The sequence below is a fragment of the Lacinutrix jangbogonensis genome, assembly GCF_000797445.1.
Lineage (GTDB): Bacteria > Bacteroidota > Bacteroidia > Flavobacteriales > Flavobacteriaceae > Lacinutrix > Lacinutrix jangbogonensis.
Map to the genome: position 1 here is coordinate 1 of NZ_JSWF01000043.1, position 17,552 is coordinate 17,552.

Consider the following 17,552-nt stretch of genomic DNA (forward strand, 5'->3'; position numbering starts at 1 on the left):
AGGCAAAGTATATCCTTTACAAAACCCAATGATGAATGGCTTAAAAATCAAGTTGACAACAAAGAATATTCAAGCAAAAGTGAATTAGTCAACGATTTAATTAGACAAGCAAGAAGTCAACAAGTTCAAATTGATTGGATTAGGACCAAACTCGAAAGAGCTGAAAATAGTGGGTTTACTTCTGATAGTAAAGCACAAATTCTAAAGCAATCAAAGAACTTACTCAATGGCTGAATTTAAAATAAGTAATACTGCGAAAGAGGACTTGATAAGAATTCATCATTACGGAGTTAGAAAATTCGGAATAACTCAAGCGGATAAATACTATGACTCTTTTTTTGAATATTTTGACATAATTGTACAAAGACCGTTTTCATTTGAATCGGTTGATTTTATAAAGAAAGGATATCGACGTTGTGTTTGCGGATCTGACAGTATTTTCTACAAAGTAAACGAAGATGTTGTTGAAATAATGACAATAATTGGAAGACAAGATTTGAATAACATTCTTTAAAGATACAGTTGCCAACAACGTGTATAACCCATTGTTTGCTTTGTGTGTACTCGGAAAATCCTGCGGATTTTCCTCTGGCTCGTTTCTTTTTGCTAATTTAGTCCTTAACCAAAACAACGTGCCATACACGAGCACGTTGTGCTTCATTATGACAAACCGCTAACCAATGATAAAATTCTTTAGAAAAATAAGACAAAACTTGCTGATGGAAAACAAAACTGGAAAGTATTTTAAGTATGCAATTGGAGAAATTGTACTTGTCGTAATTGGGATTTTGATTGCATTACAAATTAACAATTGGAACACCGAACGTCAAAACGAGAATATCAGAACCTCTTTTCTCAAAAAATTAGATGCAGAATTAGACTACAATACGAACAGATTAGATACTCTGTATAGTAAGTTAAATGACATTAAAGAACAAAATATGAAATTATATGACACTTTGTTAATTGGTGTTAAGCAACACAATGTAGAACCTTACTTAAAACACCCAGGATTTAATGCTAGTAGACTTAATTTGAGCAGCTCAACATTTGAGCAAATGAAAAACACAGGCAACCTACATACCTTAAAATCAGATACGCTATTAATAGCTATTGAAACCTATTATAAGCTTTGTGAGAGAGAAGATTTTTACATCATGAAAATAAATGAAAGTATCTATAAAGTGTCTAATGATATTCATCACGGCCATAAAAAGGCACAATTAGATTATTATATAAAAGGACTAGATTATGCTTTAAAGAATAACGCATGGTTATTAAATACCGAATCGGAAGCGTATGGCGAGCTTATGAGAGAATTTTTTAAAAAAACAAGTGCACTTTTCGATATTTTAAGACGCATTGATAGAATCAGTGACACATCCAGTAATCTAAAAGAACTAATTAAAAAAGAATTAGAGAATAGATATATATAATTCAGTAAAACAAAGTGCAGAATATAACGAAAGCACAACACCGTATATAATTTATTGCTGGCTTATTGTTTACTTATGAAAGTCCTCGCGGACTTTCTTGGTCGGTAATTATTTACTAAATTGGTTGCTTGAAACACGCAACAAACCATATACAACAACGTTGTGGTTAATTTTGACCCGTCCTGAAATAAGGCTACATAATTTTAAACATTATGTATAGAAATGACAAAGTAATTAGACGTTACAGTGAACCTTTTAAATTAAAAATTTTAGCCGAACTTACAATCGGAAAACACACAAAGAGCGAACTTTGTAAGCTCTACTCTATTGCACCTACAACAGTTAATGTGTGGATTAAAAAGTACAATCGTAAAGACTTAATGAATACCAGAGTAAAAGTGGAAACTAAAGACGAAATATCTAGAATTAAAGGGCTACAAAAAGAGATTGAACAGCTTAAAAAGCTACTTCTTAAAAAGGATCTCGATGCTATGGTGCAGGATTCTTATCTTGAAGTAGCTGCTGAAGATCTTGGCTATAAATCAGTTAATGAACTAAAAAAAAGCTAAGTATAAAGCCTTAATTAAAGCTAAAGAGAAATCTAAGAGATTTGCTTCTCTTTCAACTATAGCTAGTTGTTTTGGACTTAAACGAGATGCGTATTACAAATACAAATCTAGAGCTGATAAGCATTTAGAACTGGAACAACAGATTATAAACATTGTTAGAAAAAGACGCAAATCTCTTCCTAGAGAAGGTGTGAGAAAACTTGTGAAATCATTAAACATAGATTTTACTAAAGCCAATATTAAAGTTGGTAGAGACACGCTATTTAATATTCTTAGAAAACACCAAATGCTAACACTTAGAAGGAAAACCAGCGCCAGAACAACGAACTCATATCATCGGTTTTATAAGTATAACAATAGTATAAAAGACCTAGAAATCACAAGACCAAATCAAGTTTGGGTTTCTGATATAACATACATTAGAACCGTAAAAGGATTTTGTTACTTAGCTTTAATAACTGATATGTATTCTAGGAAAATAGTGGGTTATGACCTGAGTGACAGCTTGGAACTAAAAGGATGCGTCAGAGCACTTAATAAGGCTATTTATCAAGCTAAAAACATTAAAGGACTCATACACCACTCTGATAGAGGAATACAGTATTGCAGTAATGTATACACACAAATACTCAAAAGAAAAAAGGTAGACATTAGTATGACCGAAGAAAATCATTGTTACGAAAACGCCATGGCAGAACGTGTAAATGGTATATTAAAAGATGAGTTTTATCTAGACCAAACCTTTGATAACCCAGCACACGCAAAGAGAGCTGCAAAAAATGCAATTAATTTATACAACGAAGTAAGATTACATTTATCTTTAGATTATAAAACACCAAATATGGTATATCAATTATCAGCTTAATTCAATTTTAACCTGTAGCCATATTTCAGGACAAGACATTAGATAAAAATTGCGAATGAAAGAATATTTCCTACTTCAATTTAAAATGCTAAACAGGAAAATGATTGGTTTCGGACTTCCTCTTTTGATTGGATATACACTTTTACCATTTGTATTTGTTTTATTATCTAATTACTTATTTGAAAAAACAGAATTTGCTAATTATGTTTATGGATTACTTGCATTAAGTTTCGTTTCAAAATTAAGTGAACCTAAAAGAAATGATTTTTTAAAATCTATATTTAATAAATACAATTACAAAAAATTGAGAATATTAGAAAATATTATTTATTGTTTGCCTTTTACTCTTTTTTTAATTTATCAAAAACAATTTGTCTTTTCTGTAATATTAAATTTCTGTGTCATTATTATAATGTTGTTCAACTTTAGCACAAATCTAAATGTAACAATTCCAACACCATTCAGTAAAAAACCTTTTGAATTTACAGTTGGCTTTAGAAAAACATTTTATGTTTTTCCAATAGCTTATTTATTAACTTATATTTCAGTATCAGTCGGAAATTTTAACCTTGGTGTTTTTTCTATGCTATTAATTGGAATAACTTGTTTTTCTTATTATTCAAAAATGGAAAACGAATATTTTGTTTGGAACTACAATTTGTCATCGAAAGAATTTTTATTAGAAAAGACTAAAACTTGCTTAATTTATTTTTCACTTTTAAGCTTGCCAATTATAATTACTTTAGCTGTCTGTTTTTTTAATCAAATAGATATTTTAATTGTATTATTTCTTTTGTGCTATGCTTATCTCACGACAATAATATTTGCTAAATATTCGTCCTTTCCAAACATAATAAATATGTCTCAAGGAATTTTAATTGTAATAAGTTTTATGTTTCCACCAATACTTTTAATATTTATTCCTCTTTTTTATTCACAATCGATTACAAAATTAAATTCCATTTTAAATGATTAAAATAGAAAAATTATCAAAGTTTTATGGTAAAAAACAAGTTTTAAATTCAATAGATTTAGAATTTAAGAAAGGTAAAATATATGGAATTGTTGGAGAAAATGGAGCAGGAAAAACAACTCTATTTAGGTGTATTTCTGGACTCGAAAACTATAAAGGAAATATCACATCTGACTATACTAAATTAAAAGACCATTTAGGACTTTTATTAACAGAGCCATTCTTTTTCTCTAAAATTACTGGAAAAGAATATATACAACTACTTGCCAACGCAAGACAAATAGAACTAACCAATATTGAGGATAAAAACATATTTGATTTACCATTAAAACAATATGCTTCAACCTACTCTACTGGAATGAAAAAAAAACTGGCTTTAACTGCAATACTTTTACAGGAAAATAATGTGTTTATTCTTGACGAACCTTTTAATGGAGTTGATATTCAAAGTAATTTAATAATAACTGAAATAATAAAAAGATTTAAAAAATTAGAGAAAACAGTAATTATTTCATCTCATATATTTTCAACTTTAGCGGAAACTTGTGACGAAATCTATTTAATGAAAAATGGAGAAATTGTTAAGAAAGTAGAACAAGCAGATTTTAATAAACTTGAAAATGAAATGAAAGAATTTACGGTCGGAAATAGAATTGACAAACTTGAATTGAAATAAATAACGGTTGGCAACACCGTGTATAATTAATTGCTGGTTTTAGCCAATTTACGAAAGTTCTCGCGGACTTTATATCTGTGATTTATTTACTAACTTTAGTGCTTAAAACACGCAACTAATCATACACAAACACGTTACCCAACATTTTGACCCGTCCTGAAATAAGGCTACATAATTTTAAACATTATGTATAGAAATGACAAAGTAATTAGACGTTACAGTGAACCTTTTAAATTAAAAATTTTAGCCGAACTTACAATCGGAAAACACACAAAGAGCGAACTTTGTAAGCTCTACTCTATTGCACCTACAACAGTTAATGTGTGGATTAAAAAGTACAATCGTAAAGACTTAATGAATACCAGAGTAAAAGTGGAAACTAAAGACGAAATATCTAGAATTAAAGGGCTACAAAAAGAGATTGAACAGCTTAAAAAGCTACTTCTTAAAAAGGATCTCGATGCTATGGTGCAGGATTCTTATCTTGAAGTAGCTGCTGAAGATCTTGGCTATAAATCAGTTAATGAACTAAAAAAAAAGCTAAGTATAAAGCCTTAATTAAAGCTAAAGAGAAATCTAAGAGATTTGCTTCTCTTTCAACTATAGCTAGTTGTTTTGGACTTAAACGAGATGCGTATTACAAATACAAATCTAGAGCTGATAAGCATTTAGAACTGGAACAACAGATTATAAACATTGTTAGAAAAAGACGCAAATCTCTTCCTAGAGAAGGTGTGAGAAAACTTGTGAAATCATTAAACATAGATTTTACTAAAGCCAATATTAAAGTTGGTAGAGACACGCTATTTAATATTCTTAGAAAACACCAAATGCTAACACTTAGAAGGAAAACCAGCGCCAGAACAACGAACTCATATCATCGGTTTTATAAGTATAACAATAGTATAAAAGACCTAGAAATCACAAGACCAAATCAAGTTTGGGTTTCTGATATAACATACATTAGAACCGTAAAAGGATTTTGTTACTTAGCTTTAATAACTGATATGTATTCTAGGAAAATAGTGGGTTATGACCTGAGTGACAGCTTGGAACTAAAAGGATGCGTCAGAGCACTTAATAAGGCTATTTATCAAGCTAAAAACATTAAAGGACTCATACACCACTCTGATAGAGGAATACAGTATTGCAGTAATGTATACACACAAATACTCAAAAGAAAAAAGGTAGACATTAGTATGACCGAAGAAAATCATTGTTACGAAAACGCCATGGCAGAACGTGTAAATGGTATATTAAAAGATGAGTTTTATCTAGACCAAACCTTTGATAACCCAGCACACGCAAAGAGAGCTGCAAAAAATGCAATTAATTTATACAACGAAGTAAGATTACATTTATCTTTAGATTATAAAACACCAAATATGGTATATCAATTATCAGCTTAATTCAATTTTAACCTGTAGCCATATTTCAGGACAAGACATTAAAAAAAAATGAGCAAAAGCGAAAAATATTTAGGAGTTTCAATTCATTATTCCAAAGCTTTAAATGGACTTGATGGAATAATTAAAATGTGGGATTTCAAGCCAGTAAAAGGAATTGGATTTATAAAAAAATATACTGGACATTACGCACATATTGAACTTGAAATTCATAATTCCAAAGAAGAATTTAAAAGAAATAAAATTGTTTATAATATTTCTGAAAATCAACTTCCATTAATATTTCGAAATGAAATTGAGAAAACATTGCAATTTTTTATAAGCTATCTAAATGCTATCAAAGAAAATATGTCAGAAATAATATTTGTCATATCTGATGCCACTTATCATCCTGTGGATTCCAGACCTATCGATTATCAAGGTGCAACTATGTATGCAATTGCTGATTGTTTTGGGAAGAACTTTCACAACTTAAGTAATTCTGACAAGGAAGTTATTAAAAATTGTAGAATATATTCGTTAAATGAAAAATCTGAATAAAAACTGGCTACAACACCGTGTATAATTCATTGCTAGTTATAGCCTACTTACGAAAGTCCTCGCGGACTTTCTATCTGTGATTTATTTGCTAACTTTAGTGCTGAAACACGCAACGAAATCATACACAACAACGTTGTAGCACATTTGAGAAACGAACGGAATGATAGAACTAATACTTTCGACTTTAGCGGAATTTGGACTAATTCGTGAAGATTATAAACATCAAAAACGGATAAGTAAAAAGGAAAAAAAAGATGGAATTAAAAGACCTATTCAAAAATATTTTATGCAACCAAGTGCATTAATGTTTATTGCTGTTTTAATTATTGGAAGTTTAAGTGCTATTTTATTTTTCACTTATCAAAGAACATCTGTATTTCCAGAAAAAACCGAAAAAGAAATATCGGAAATGAGCAACAGAATGGAAAACTGGAATGAAAAGTTCGGAAAATATCCCACGGAACTCAATGAATTAATCGGAAATAGTCCTTTAAGACAAGAATGGAAAAAAGACGCTTGGAATCGAGAATATGAATTTACGATTACGGAAAACGGAAAACGATTTTTAATCACGTCTGCTGGTTCGGATGGAAAATTTCATACTGAAGATGACATTAAATCAGAATAAAAGAAAATTTAAAATTATAAGACTTTATATAATTAGCTTATTCTGTATTGTCTGTTACTTTTTATTAGAGAATTCTGACATCATATCTAAACTCGTTGAAGAATCAAATAAAGGTCGCTATAGTGGATTACCTACATTTATTTTCACAGGATTAATGAAATATGGATTATTATTAATCGGAATAGGTACTATTATAATTTTGAGTTTTCTATTAATACGAGAAAAACCTAAAAAACAATTGAAAAAATAAAAACGTGCTACAACACGGTGTATAATTAATTGCTTTGGCAAGTGCTTATCTGGAAAATTCCGCTGGAATTTTCCCTAGTCCGTATTTGTTTACTAAATTAGTTGCTTAACCACGCACCTAACCATACACATCACGTCAGACTGTCTAAAAACTGAGCACTTAAATATTGGTATAAAACATTGATAATTTGTATCTTTAGTTATGAGCTACATTCAAGGTTTTAACAGAAAACAAGCCGTTTTAATTCCCGAAACAATAGAACAATTAATAGCAGAAAATAATCCTGTACGCTTTATTGATGCCTTTGTAAATTCACAAGATGTTGTTGCTTTGGGGTTTAAAGATATTCGGTTTAATAAAAATGGTCGCCCGCCATTTCATCCAAAAGATTTATTAAAACTTTACATCTACGGCTATCTTAATAAAATAAGATCTTCTCGAGCATTAGAAAAGGAATGTATTAGAAATGTGGAATTGATGTGGCTTATAAAAGGACTTGTTCCAGACCATAATACCATCTCTAATTTTAGAAGGGACAATCCAAAATCCATTAAAAAAGTGTTTAGAGCCACTGTAAATATTGCTAAGAACCTAGACCTTATTGGAGGTGTTTTACTTGCGGGTGATGGAACCAAACTTAGAGCACAAAACTCCAAGAAAAACAATTACAACCAAAAGAAAATTGATAGACATATTGCCTACATAGAAACGAAGCTTGCTCAATATTGTAATGCATTAGAAACTGCTGATGGTGATAAGAAAAAAGTGATTGAAACAAAAATTGCCAAACAAAACAAACACAAGAAACAGTATCAAGCTATTGAAAAACAATTAAAACAAACAGGTGAAAAACAATTCTCTAGCTCAGACCCAGAAGCTAGACAGCTTGTTATTAGAGGAGTTGTTACCGAAGTTTGTTATAATGTACAATCTACTGTAGACCATAAACATAAAATCCCTATTGATTACGATCTCACCAATAATAACGATAAGCACGCTATGACTTCCATGGTAGAAAATGCGATTGAAATAGTGGGTAACAACACCTTTGATGCTGTATTTGATAAAGGTTATTATACTGCGGAGCAAATTCATAAATCTCAAAAAACTTGGAAGCTAACCACTCACGTTTTGTGTTCCATAACCCTGCTTCTAATGCTTCCTGATAAAGCCTATAAGTTAGTGAAATTTATTTACAATAAAGCACAAGACACTTATTGCTGTCCTGCCGGTGAAACATTAAAAACTAATGGAAATTGGTACAACAAAAGAGTGTATCGAGTAAAACAATATAAAACCAAAAATTGTAAATTATGTCCAGTAAAAAACGATTGCACCAAAGCCAAATATCAAAGAATCATTGAACGACACGAGTTTGCAGAGGCGCTCGATATAAACAAAAATAACATTAGCAAAAATCCAGAAATATACGCACAAAGACAAGCCATAGTAGAGCATCCTTTTGGCACTATGAAAAGGCAATGGGGATTTGACCACATTATGACCAAAAAAACCAAAGAAAGAGCCTCTGCGGACGTTGGCTTTATTTTCATTGCATACAATCTAAAAAGAATTATGAATAGTATTGGTATTGATCGATTGATCAAACATATCATCTTATTTTGGCTAGAAATAGGTATAAAAAAACGCCTAAATAAGCTTTTAAAGTCTTTTGAACACTTAAAAAAGTTAACTGTATATTTTATTGAAAATGCATCCCCTAAAAGTACAACCAAACAAATAGCTTATTTTTGAATAAATTTATAAAATTATTGGCGGTTTTTAGACGAACTGCCGTTACCTACAATATTGAAAAAACTGCTTCAAATAATAATTCTGACTTTAATCACAGCTTGTGGTTCAACTAAAAACACGACTGACTTAATTGCGGATGAAAAGTTTGAATTATGCTCTGAAATCAAATATAATCGACTCGTAACCGAAGTTGGACCGATTGAGGGGAAACTGATTTACAAACAGAATATTCATAGCCTATTAGAAAATTCACTAATTCAAGAAAAATATCTGACTGAAATAAGCAAAAACGGATATTCGGAATTATTAAAGAAAGTAAGTCGGAAAGAAATAAAACCTGAATTTTTTGATAAACTTAAATCGGATTTAGGATTTGACCCATATTTGTTATTTCCGATTAATTCTCATTTATCTTGCTATGGTTATTTATTTGAACAACTAAAAATTTTAGATAATTCAAGTTGGCAATTTGAACTTGGATTAGCTTATAACAAATTTGAAGCTTCCGGAGATTTAAAAACTGATAGTGAATATTTAACTGACGTGCTGAATAAAATTCCAGAAGATAAATTTCAATTAATAATGTATCGGAAATTATTCTTGGATTTAATATATACGCAACTGAATTAAAAATACTGTAGGTAACAACGTATAAAATTTATGGCGCTACTCATCAATAATTGAGTAGTTTGAGCAAATATTAGTAAATTGTACTTCCGATAGTTACGAGGTAGCTTGCCCTGCTGATTCGCACGCGGCTCGGAACCTTTGGAACTAATATTAATAGTAAAGTCGTAACCGCTTCAAGCCGCACGCTGCGCCAGGCGCCACAAATCTTATACAAACCCGTTAGGTTTAATAAGTCACGACTTTACGGATTTCATTCTATTTTTTCGGAAGGGTCTATTGAAAGGACAACTAGTGGGGGTTAGATTGGACTGACTTGAGCAGCAAGTTAGGCCGGCAAGCTTTTCGATTTCATCGTTGAGAGTTCGCACTCTCAGAACGTTGGGAACGTTTAAAGCTTGACTAAGGTAGCCAATTCAAATTTGAATGTCAAGCTATCTGACTGATTTAAACCCCACTAGTTGGCTGAATTTAAGAATTACGACTTCCGATTTTAAAACTGACGCTTATTTTAGCCCCCGATGGCTAAAACACATAAGCTCTAAAAACAAAATTGAATGAAAAATAATTAAGTTGCATCGGACTTACTCCGTAATTCTTCCATTCTAAGATCCCTGCTAAATTACTAAACATAACTGCGCATATAACCCATGGCGGCATAGTCATTCATCAAGATAATCCTAAAGAGAATGATTATCTTAGCTGAATAATCTATGCTTAAAACGCCACAGGTTATATACGTTACCGTTGTACGTCATTTTTATTCATGCACTTTCCCGAAATATGATAGAGATAATAAGAACCAATTCTCAGAATCTGGAATTTAAAAGGCTAGTTCAATTACTGAATTCAGACCTTGCCAAAAGGGATGGAAAGACTCATCCTTTATCTCAATTTAATACAATTACTAATTTAAAATATGTTGTTTTGGTTTTAAAAAAAGACAAAGCAATTGGTTGTGGCGCTATCTCTAAATATGATTTAAATTCTATGGAAATAAAAAGAATGTATGTTTCTCCCGAAGTTAGAGGTCAAAGAATCGGAGAAAATATTTTATCTGAATTAGAAAACTGGTCCAGAGAGTTAGGAAGTATCAAATGTATACTCTTTATGGGGTCTAAACAACCACAGGCAAGTAAACTTTATGAAAGGAATGGTTACTGTTTAATTAAAAAGTATGGTAAACTAAAGGATATTCCTGATAGCCTCTGTCTTGCAAAAGATTTATAACAAAAAAACGAACGTACAACAAAGTATAAAATTTATGGCGCTAACGTATCAATAATTGAATATTTTGAACAAATATTAGTAAATTGTACTTCCGAAAAATACGAACTCGTTTGCCTTGCTGATTCGCACGCGGCTCAGTTAATTTGGAGGAAAGAAGATAAGGCTCTGGTTTGCCGCTTCAATCCGCACGCTGCGCCAGGCGCCACAAATCTTATACAAACCCGTTATCTATAATCGCTCCGTTGCAATCATGTGCACGTTTAAATGAGTTGCGATTGAGTTTGTATTCGTGTGAATTCTGATATAAATAGATGCTGCTGATTTGGTTTCAAAAGGTTGTTTTGAACTAAATAGAAACTTCTGAATCTGCTATTATCGGAATTTTTTAAAGCCCTACTCCACTCTCTTATTTAAACTCGGATTGACTTACTGTTGTGCTAAAAGGTTTAAACTTTAAAATTTCTATTAATACTAATCGGGAAACATGTGATTGCGAGACGTAAAAAAACAAAACGGCTGAACTGTACGGCCAATCAAACTCGGATTAGGATATTGTTGTAGTAAAGTGTTTAACCATCAGATTTTTGCTTAATTCTAATCGAGAAACATATGATTGCGAGGCGTAAAAAAGCAAACGGCTGAACTGTATGTCAATTCAAACTCGTTTAAGCCTTTTGTTGTGATAAAGTGTTTAAACATCAGATTTTTTAGTAGTTATAAACGAGAAACATTCGATTTAAGACACTGTAAATAGCCAAACGCCCGAACAGTACGGATTAACTGGGACGTGTCGCAAAAGTAGATAACAATGTATATCGCGCATTGCTAGATTCGAATTATATCTGACAAAACTAGGTGAAAGAAAATCTAGTAAATTTAACTAACTTAGTAACTGGAAAACGCAACACGCGATATACAAACCCGTTGGCAACAAGCAAAAAAAACCGTTCCAAAAACAAAAAATCGTTCTGAATTTGAAAATTTTGTATATTTGAAAAAAGTTATAACAATGGACATACAATCAAGAAAAATAGAGTTTATGCAAGAATTTCTTAAAATTCAAAGTGAAGAAGTTATTTCTAGGCTTGAAAATATATTGAGAAAAGGAAAGAGCAATGCTGAAAATATTGATTTTAAACCAATGTCTATTAATGAATTTAATTTGAGGATTGACCAATCAATGAATGATTCAGAAAACGGAAAGTTAATTGAGGCTAGTGATTTAAAAGCCAAAATGGAACAATGGAGTTAAAAATATATTGGACTGAATTTTCCGAAAAAGAACTCACTGAAATTTTTAAATATTATAACAGAAAAGCAAATTATCAAGTTGCTAAAAAAATAGTTGAGGGAATTTATAATGAAACTCTAAAATTAAAAACTCAACCAGAAATTGGGCAAATTGAGGAATTATTAAAAGGAAGGAAACAAAATTTTAGATATTTAGTGTTTAATAATTATAAAATTATTTATTGGATAAATACCGACAAAAATTGGGTTGAAATTAATGATGTATTTGATACTCGACAAAATCCACCGAAAATTAAGCGAGCGAAATAATGCCAGATTGCCAACACCGTATAAAATTAATTGCTGGTTTTAGCCAATTTACGAAAGTCCAAACGGACTTTCTTTGTTCGTGTTTTATTTACTAACTTCCCTGCTTAAAACACGCAACTAACCTTATACAACAACGTTGGCAACAATATTAGGAAAAATTTGCGTTTGATTCATATTTGGTGTAAATTTACATCAAAACAAGATGTTATGGCAAGGCAAAGTATATCATTTACAAAACCCAATGATGAATGGCTTAAAAATCAAGTTGACAACAAAGAATATTCAAGCAAAAGTGAATTAGTCAACGATTTAATTAGACAAGCAAGAAGTCAACAAGTTCAAATTGATTGGATTAGGACCAAACTCGAAAGAGCTGAAAATAGTGGGTTTACTTCTGATAGTAAAGCACAAATTCTAAAGCAATCAAAGAACTTACTCAATGGCTGAATTTAAAATAAGTAATACTGAGAAAGAGGACTTGATAAGAATTCATCATTACGGAGTTAGAAAATTCGGAATAACTCAAGCGGATAAATACTATGACTCTTTTTTTGAATATTTTGACATAATTGTACAAAGACCGTTTTCATTTGAATCGGTTGATTTTATAAAGAAAGGATATCGACGTTGTGTTTGCGGATCTGACAGTATTTTCTACAAAGTAAACGAAGATGTTGTTGAAATAATGACAATAATTGGAAGACAAGATTTGAATAATATTCTTTAAAGAAATAGTTTCCAACAACGTGTATAACCCATTGTTTGCTTTGTGTGTACTCGGAAAATCCTGCGGATTTTCCTCTGGCTCGTTTCTTTTTGCTAATTTAGTCCTTAACCAAAACAACGTGCCATACACGAGCACGTTGTAAAACATTTGAAAGTATCATTCTTCATACCAATATTTATTTTTCTGCTGATAAGTTGCGGACAAAATAATAGCGAAAAAAATCATCAGAAAAATGAAAAGCCCGAGCAAAATTTTTTGACATTTAGATTGGTCGATAATAAATTTATTGAATATGATTTAGATACTCTTTCAAATTTTAACGAGATAATAAAAATTCAAAACAAAATAGACTGTAATAAAAATTACGCTTTATTTAAACTCAAAACTGACACAAAGATTTATAATATTCAACCATTACAGTTTTGTGCGGATATATTTGACTATAAATTAAGAGAAATAGTTTATATAAGTACTGATAGTATAACAGTAAATTATGAATTACAATACCCAATCGAAAGTCTGAAAATGGTTTTAACTAATCATCTGAGAAACCCGAATGACGACAAAAACTATCCTTCATCAAAGGAAAAACGAATGATAAGTATAAATGTTGACAGTACTAAAAACATTATAGAGACGAAAAAACTCTTACTTAAAATAATTACTAATATTAACGAACTGAATATAAAAACGAATTTTTCATTTATGTTTGAGGATAGCGGAATAATCCGAATAATTGAGGAATAAAAACGTTTTACAACACCGTATAAAATTAAGTGCTAGTTTTAGCTTGTTTACGAAAATCCCTTCGGATTTTCTAGTTAGTATTTATTTACTAATTTAGTTGCTTAACCACGCACCTAACCTTATACAACAACGTTAGCAAACATTTGAGAAATGAGAATATTTACATTAATTTTTTGTCTTTTATTGATTAATCAATCATCTACTGAAAAAGTATTTGAAGGAGAATTGATTTATCATCACGATATGAAAATGAATTCTAAAAACTATTCAGAATCTAGAAAATATTATGATACTCTCAAAGTAACTTATAAGAACAAGAATTACATAAAATTGACTAACAAAAAAGGTTACGAAAAAATACTTTTTATAGATTCTTTGAAAAAAGTATATGTTATCTACAAAGACAACTTGAGTAAATCAAAAAGCCTCTCAATGAATGAGGATAATTTAAATTTTGGAAAATTATATAATCGAGAAAACTCTCATTTTGGAAACATAGTTTCTTTATCAAAGTCTGACACAATTCTTAACTTTAAGAACAAAGAATGTCAATTAAAAAAACTTTTCGTGGAAAGACAATACGGAAAGGAAACTTATATTTATTCGGAATTTAATAGCTTCAAATTTACTGACAACAGGAATATATTGAGAAATATCGGAGAACAAATCCATCCAAAAGAAATAGCGACTGAATTGAACAACTCAATACTTTATTATTACAAGTTAGAAGTGAAAAATGCTGACTCGTACGAAGAATACAGATTAGTTGAAATAAGAAATAGAGAAATTGAAAATAAAGTTTTGGAAATCCCTAAACACAAAGATGCAAAAGGGTTTAAAAGAGAAAACAAAAAAGAAAGTCGATTTAAATATTACGAATTGACTGAATAAAAACGTTTGCTAACACCGTATAAAAATAATTGCGGTTTAGTGCTTAATCAAAGGTCGTTGCGTGTTTGCTACATCTGATTTTCCTTCGGAAAATCCTCGCATACAAACCCGCAACTATTCTTATACATAAACGTTGTACAAGACAAAGACCAACTAATAACTAATCAAATATTCGATTATGAAATTAAATTCGAATTATCCAACTTACAAAAATGGTATTTTCATACTTTTTTTAGTATTGATAAGCAATATGGGTTTTGCTCAAACCAAAGTTGAGCAAATAGAAAAACTGTTAACTACCTATGAAGAGTATGGTAAATTTAATGGTTCAGTTTTAGTGTCTGAACAAGGAAAGGTTATATATAAGAAAGGATTTGGCATGGCAAATATGGAATGGGATATTCCAAATCAACCCAATACTAAACATCTTATAGCTTCTATCACCAAACAATTTACCGCAATGCTGATTTTGCAATTAGTGGCGGAAGGTAAATTAGATTTACAAGAACCAATTACTACCTATCTTCCTGATTATCCTAAAGGCAGTGGCGATATAATAACCACGCATCATTTACTAACACATACTTCTGGAATTCCAGATTATACCGAATTTCCTAAGTTTATGGAAGATGAAAGTCGTAATCCATATAGCCCAGAGGCATTTGTAAAAACGTTTGATGAAAAGGAATTGGATTTTAAACCTGGTGAAAAATATAGTTATAGTAGTTCAGGATACTTTATTCTTGAGGTTCTTATCGAAAAATTATCTGGTAAGAGCTATGAACAAATACTTAAAGATAAAATTTTTACTCCATTAAACATGAAGGATACTGGATATGACAACCACAAGGACATCTTAAAAAATAGAGCCGCAGGTTACGAAAAAGAAAACGGAAATTATATAAATTCAAGTTACTTAGATATGACGATTCCTTATGCAGCGGGTTCTTTGTATTCAACTGTTGAAGATCTTTATAAATGGGATCAAGCCTTATATACCACTACCATTTTGCCTAAAGAATATATGACTATGTATTTTAAACCTTATATCCCTGCTTTTGACAAAAAGCATTATGCGTATGGGTGGGAAGTTGGTTATGATAAAATAGGATCTTCTAAAGATAGTATTTACACCATAGGTCATGATGGTAGTATCAATGGTTTTAATACTAATATTTCTAGAGCAACTTCTGATAAATCTTTGGTAGTTCTTCTTAATAATACTGGTTATGCACCGCTTTACGAAATGACAAGAGCTATAAGAGGTATCATGTATGGTAAAGAATATCATATACCTAAACAAACAGTTGCCGATGTGGTATTGGCTGTTATTGAAGAAAAAGGTATTGATGAAGCAATATCAAAATATCATAGTATTAAGGACTCTGAAACCTATAGTTTAAGTGCAAGAGACATGAATGAAATGGGTTATCTACTTATGGGTTCTGGTAGAAAAGAAGAAGCCAGCAAAGTGTTTGAACTTATCACTAAAGAATTCCCCACATCATCGAAGGCTTACGACAGTTATGGAGAAAGTTTGATGAAGTTGGGAAAAAAAGAACTAGCTGTTAAAAATTATAGAAAATCGGTGACATTAAACCCCAATAACCAAAACGGTATTGATTCTCTAAAAAAACTTGGGGATGATATAAGCGATTTGGTAAAAGATGTAAAAGTATCCAATGCAATTTTAGAAACTTACATCGGCAAATACGAACTCCAACCGGGATTTATTCTTACGTTTACTAAAGAAGGAAATCAATTAAAAACGCAAGCCACAGGGCGATCGATAGTTGATATATTTCCGAAATCAGAAAATGGATTTTATTTAAAAGTAATTGATGCTCAATTAGTCTTCAATAAAAATGATGCTGGCGAAATAGATAGTGTAACCTTTTTTCAAGGAGGCCGTGAAATGAAAGGTAAAAGAATAGATTAATTTTAAACAATGAATAATATGAAATTTACCTATTGAAAAATAACGAAAGCACAACACCGTGTATAATTAATTGCTAGTTTTAGGGTACTTACGAAAGTCCTCGAAGACTTTCTATATGCCATTATTTACTACATTTAGTGCTAAATAAACGCAACTAATCATACACCAAACGTCAGACTGTCTAAAAACTGAGCACTTAAATATTGGTATAAAACATTGATAATTTGTATCTTTAGTTATGAGCTATATTCAAGGTTTTAACAGAAAACAAGCCGTTTTAATTCCCGAAACAATAGAACAATTAATAGCAGAAAATAATCCTGTACGCTTTATTGATGCCTTTGTAAATTCACAAGATGTTGTTGCTTTGGGGTTTAAAGATATTCGGTTTAATAAAAATGGTCGCCCGCCATTTCATCCAAAAGATTTATTAAAACTTTACATCTACGGCTATCTTAATAAAATAAGATCTTCTCGAGCATTAGAAAAGGAATGTATTAGAAATGTGGAATTGATGTGGCTTATAAAAGGACTTGTTCCAGACCATAATACCATCTCTAATTTTAGAAGGGACAATCCAAAATCCATTAAAAAAGTGTTTAGAGCCACTGTAAATATTGCTAAGAACCTAGACCTTATTGGAGGTGTTTTACTTGCGGGTGATGGAACCAAACTTAGAGCACAAAACTCCAAGAAAAACAATTACAACCAAAAGAAAATTGATAGACATATT

At 30.9% G+C, this 17,552-nt stretch carries 22 protein-coding genes; all 22 read left to right on the forward strand.

The window, feature by feature from the left end; genetic code table 11:
• The coding region (locus RH82_RS15900; protein ID WP_052158390.1) for a ribbon-helix-helix domain-containing protein at positions 1-234 on the forward strand (234 nt) is incomplete at its 5' end.
• The gene (locus RH82_RS15905; protein ID WP_034057032.1) at positions 227-514 is read left to right on the forward strand and encodes a type II toxin-antitoxin system RelE/ParE family toxin; all 288 of its coding nucleotides are present in this window, start codon (positions 227-229) and stop codon (positions 512-514) included. The genes RH82_RS15900 and RH82_RS15905, both read left to right, overlap by 8 nt.
• A gap of 166 nt (positions 515-680) precedes the next feature.
• Entirely contained in the window at positions 681-1,436 is a 756-nt protein-coding gene (locus RH82_RS18015; RefSeq protein WP_156112516.1) for a DUF6090 family protein, read from the forward strand.
• 212 nt (positions 1,437-1,648) lie between these two features.
• Positions 1,649-2,005, forward strand: a complete 357-nt coding sequence (locus tag RH82_RS15915; RefSeq protein ID WP_081979203.1) for a transposase — start codon at positions 1,649-1,651, stop codon at positions 2,003-2,005.
• Positions 2,006-2,063: 58 nt separating this feature from the next.
• Positions 2,064-2,870 (forward strand): IS3 family transposase, encoded by an 807-nt coding sequence (locus RH82_RS15920; RefSeq protein ID WP_241148024.1) that lies wholly within the window; start codon positions 2,064-2,066, stop codon positions 2,868-2,870.
• 55 nt (positions 2,871-2,925) lie between these two features.
• Positions 2,926-3,846 carry a hypothetical protein gene (locus RH82_RS15925; protein ID WP_052158392.1) on the forward strand — a complete coding sequence of 307 codons (921 nt, stop codon included), beginning with the start codon at positions 2,926-2,928 and terminating at the stop codon, positions 3,844-3,846.
• Complete coding sequence (locus RH82_RS15930) at positions 3,839-4,519, forward strand: ABC transporter ATP-binding protein (RefSeq protein ID WP_034062246.1); 681 nt, start codon at positions 3,839-3,841, stop codon at positions 4,517-4,519. The genes RH82_RS15925 and RH82_RS15930 overlap by 8 nt, the downstream gene beginning before the upstream one ends.
• 186 nt (positions 4,520-4,705) lie before the next feature.
• Positions 4,706-5,077 (forward strand): transposase, encoded by a 372-nt coding sequence (locus RH82_RS15935; RefSeq protein WP_034060699.1) that lies wholly within the window; start codon positions 4,706-4,708, stop codon positions 5,075-5,077.
• The gene (locus RH82_RS15940) at positions 5,077-5,928 is read left to right on the forward strand and encodes an IS3 family transposase (protein WP_034059239.1); all 852 of its coding nucleotides are present in this window, start codon (positions 5,077-5,079) and stop codon (positions 5,926-5,928) included. Before RH82_RS15935 ends, RH82_RS15940 begins: the two co-directional genes overlap by 1 nt.
• A 48-nt stretch (positions 5,929-5,976) precedes the next feature.
• On the forward strand, positions 5,977-6,465 hold the full coding sequence (locus tag RH82_RS15945; RefSeq protein WP_034062248.1) for a hypothetical protein: 489 nt from the start codon (positions 5,977-5,979) through the stop codon (positions 6,463-6,465).
• Between the two features lie 160 nt (positions 6,466-6,625).
• Positions 6,626-7,093, forward strand: a complete 468-nt coding sequence (locus RH82_RS15950; protein WP_034062251.1) for a type II secretion system protein GspG — start codon at positions 6,626-6,628, stop codon at positions 7,091-7,093.
• Between the two features lie 451 nt (positions 7,094-7,544).
• Positions 7,545-9,098, forward strand: coding sequence for an IS1182 family transposase (locus RH82_RS15960; protein WP_052158393.1), 1,554 nt, complete (start codon positions 7,545-7,547; stop codon positions 9,096-9,098).
• A 54-nt stretch (positions 9,099-9,152) separates the two neighbouring features.
• Positions 9,153-9,728, forward strand: coding sequence for a hypothetical protein (locus RH82_RS15965; RefSeq protein WP_034062255.1), 576 nt, complete (start codon positions 9,153-9,155; stop codon positions 9,726-9,728).
• Between the two features lie 780 nt (positions 9,729-10,508).
• The gene (locus tag RH82_RS15970; RefSeq protein ID WP_034062258.1) at positions 10,509-10,955 is read left to right on the forward strand and encodes a GNAT family N-acetyltransferase; all 447 of its coding nucleotides are present in this window, start codon (positions 10,509-10,511) and stop codon (positions 10,953-10,955) included.
• A gap of 1,009 nt (positions 10,956-11,964) precedes the next feature.
• Complete coding sequence (locus RH82_RS15975; protein ID WP_034062259.1) at positions 11,965-12,207, forward strand: hypothetical protein; 243 nt, start codon at positions 11,965-11,967, stop codon at positions 12,205-12,207.
• The gene (locus tag RH82_RS15980) at positions 12,198-12,515 is read left to right on the forward strand and encodes a type II toxin-antitoxin system RelE/ParE family toxin (protein WP_034062262.1); all 318 of its coding nucleotides are present in this window, start codon (positions 12,198-12,200) and stop codon (positions 12,513-12,515) included. Before RH82_RS15975 ends, RH82_RS15980 begins: the two co-directional genes overlap by 10 nt.
• A 207-nt stretch (positions 12,516-12,722) precedes the next feature.
• Positions 12,723-12,962, forward strand: coding sequence for a ribbon-helix-helix domain-containing protein (locus tag RH82_RS15985; protein WP_034057035.1), 240 nt, complete (start codon positions 12,723-12,725; stop codon positions 12,960-12,962).
• A complete protein-coding gene (locus RH82_RS15990) occupies positions 12,955-13,242 on the forward strand; it encodes a type II toxin-antitoxin system RelE/ParE family toxin (RefSeq protein WP_034062264.1) in 288 nt (95 codons plus the stop codon). The genes RH82_RS15985 and RH82_RS15990 overlap by 8 nt, the downstream gene beginning before the upstream one ends.
• A 147-nt stretch (positions 13,243-13,389) precedes the next feature.
• The gene (locus RH82_RS15995; protein ID WP_034062266.1) at positions 13,390-13,989 is read left to right on the forward strand and encodes a hypothetical protein; all 600 of its coding nucleotides are present in this window, start codon (positions 13,390-13,392) and stop codon (positions 13,987-13,989) included.
• A 150-nt stretch (positions 13,990-14,139) separates the two neighbouring features.
• Entirely contained in the window at positions 14,140-14,880 is a 741-nt protein-coding gene (locus RH82_RS16000) for a hypothetical protein (RefSeq protein ID WP_034062268.1), read from the forward strand.
• 178 nt (positions 14,881-15,058) lie between these two features.
• Positions 15,059-16,819: a serine hydrolase gene (locus RH82_RS16005; RefSeq protein ID WP_052158394.1), complete on the forward strand. Its 1,761-nt coding sequence runs from the start codon at positions 15,059-15,061 to the stop codon at positions 16,817-16,819.
• Between the two features lie 238 nt (positions 16,820-17,057).
• Positions 17,058-17,552: transposase (locus RH82_RS16010; protein WP_034062270.1), on the forward strand; the 495-nt coding region annotated here is incomplete at its 3' end.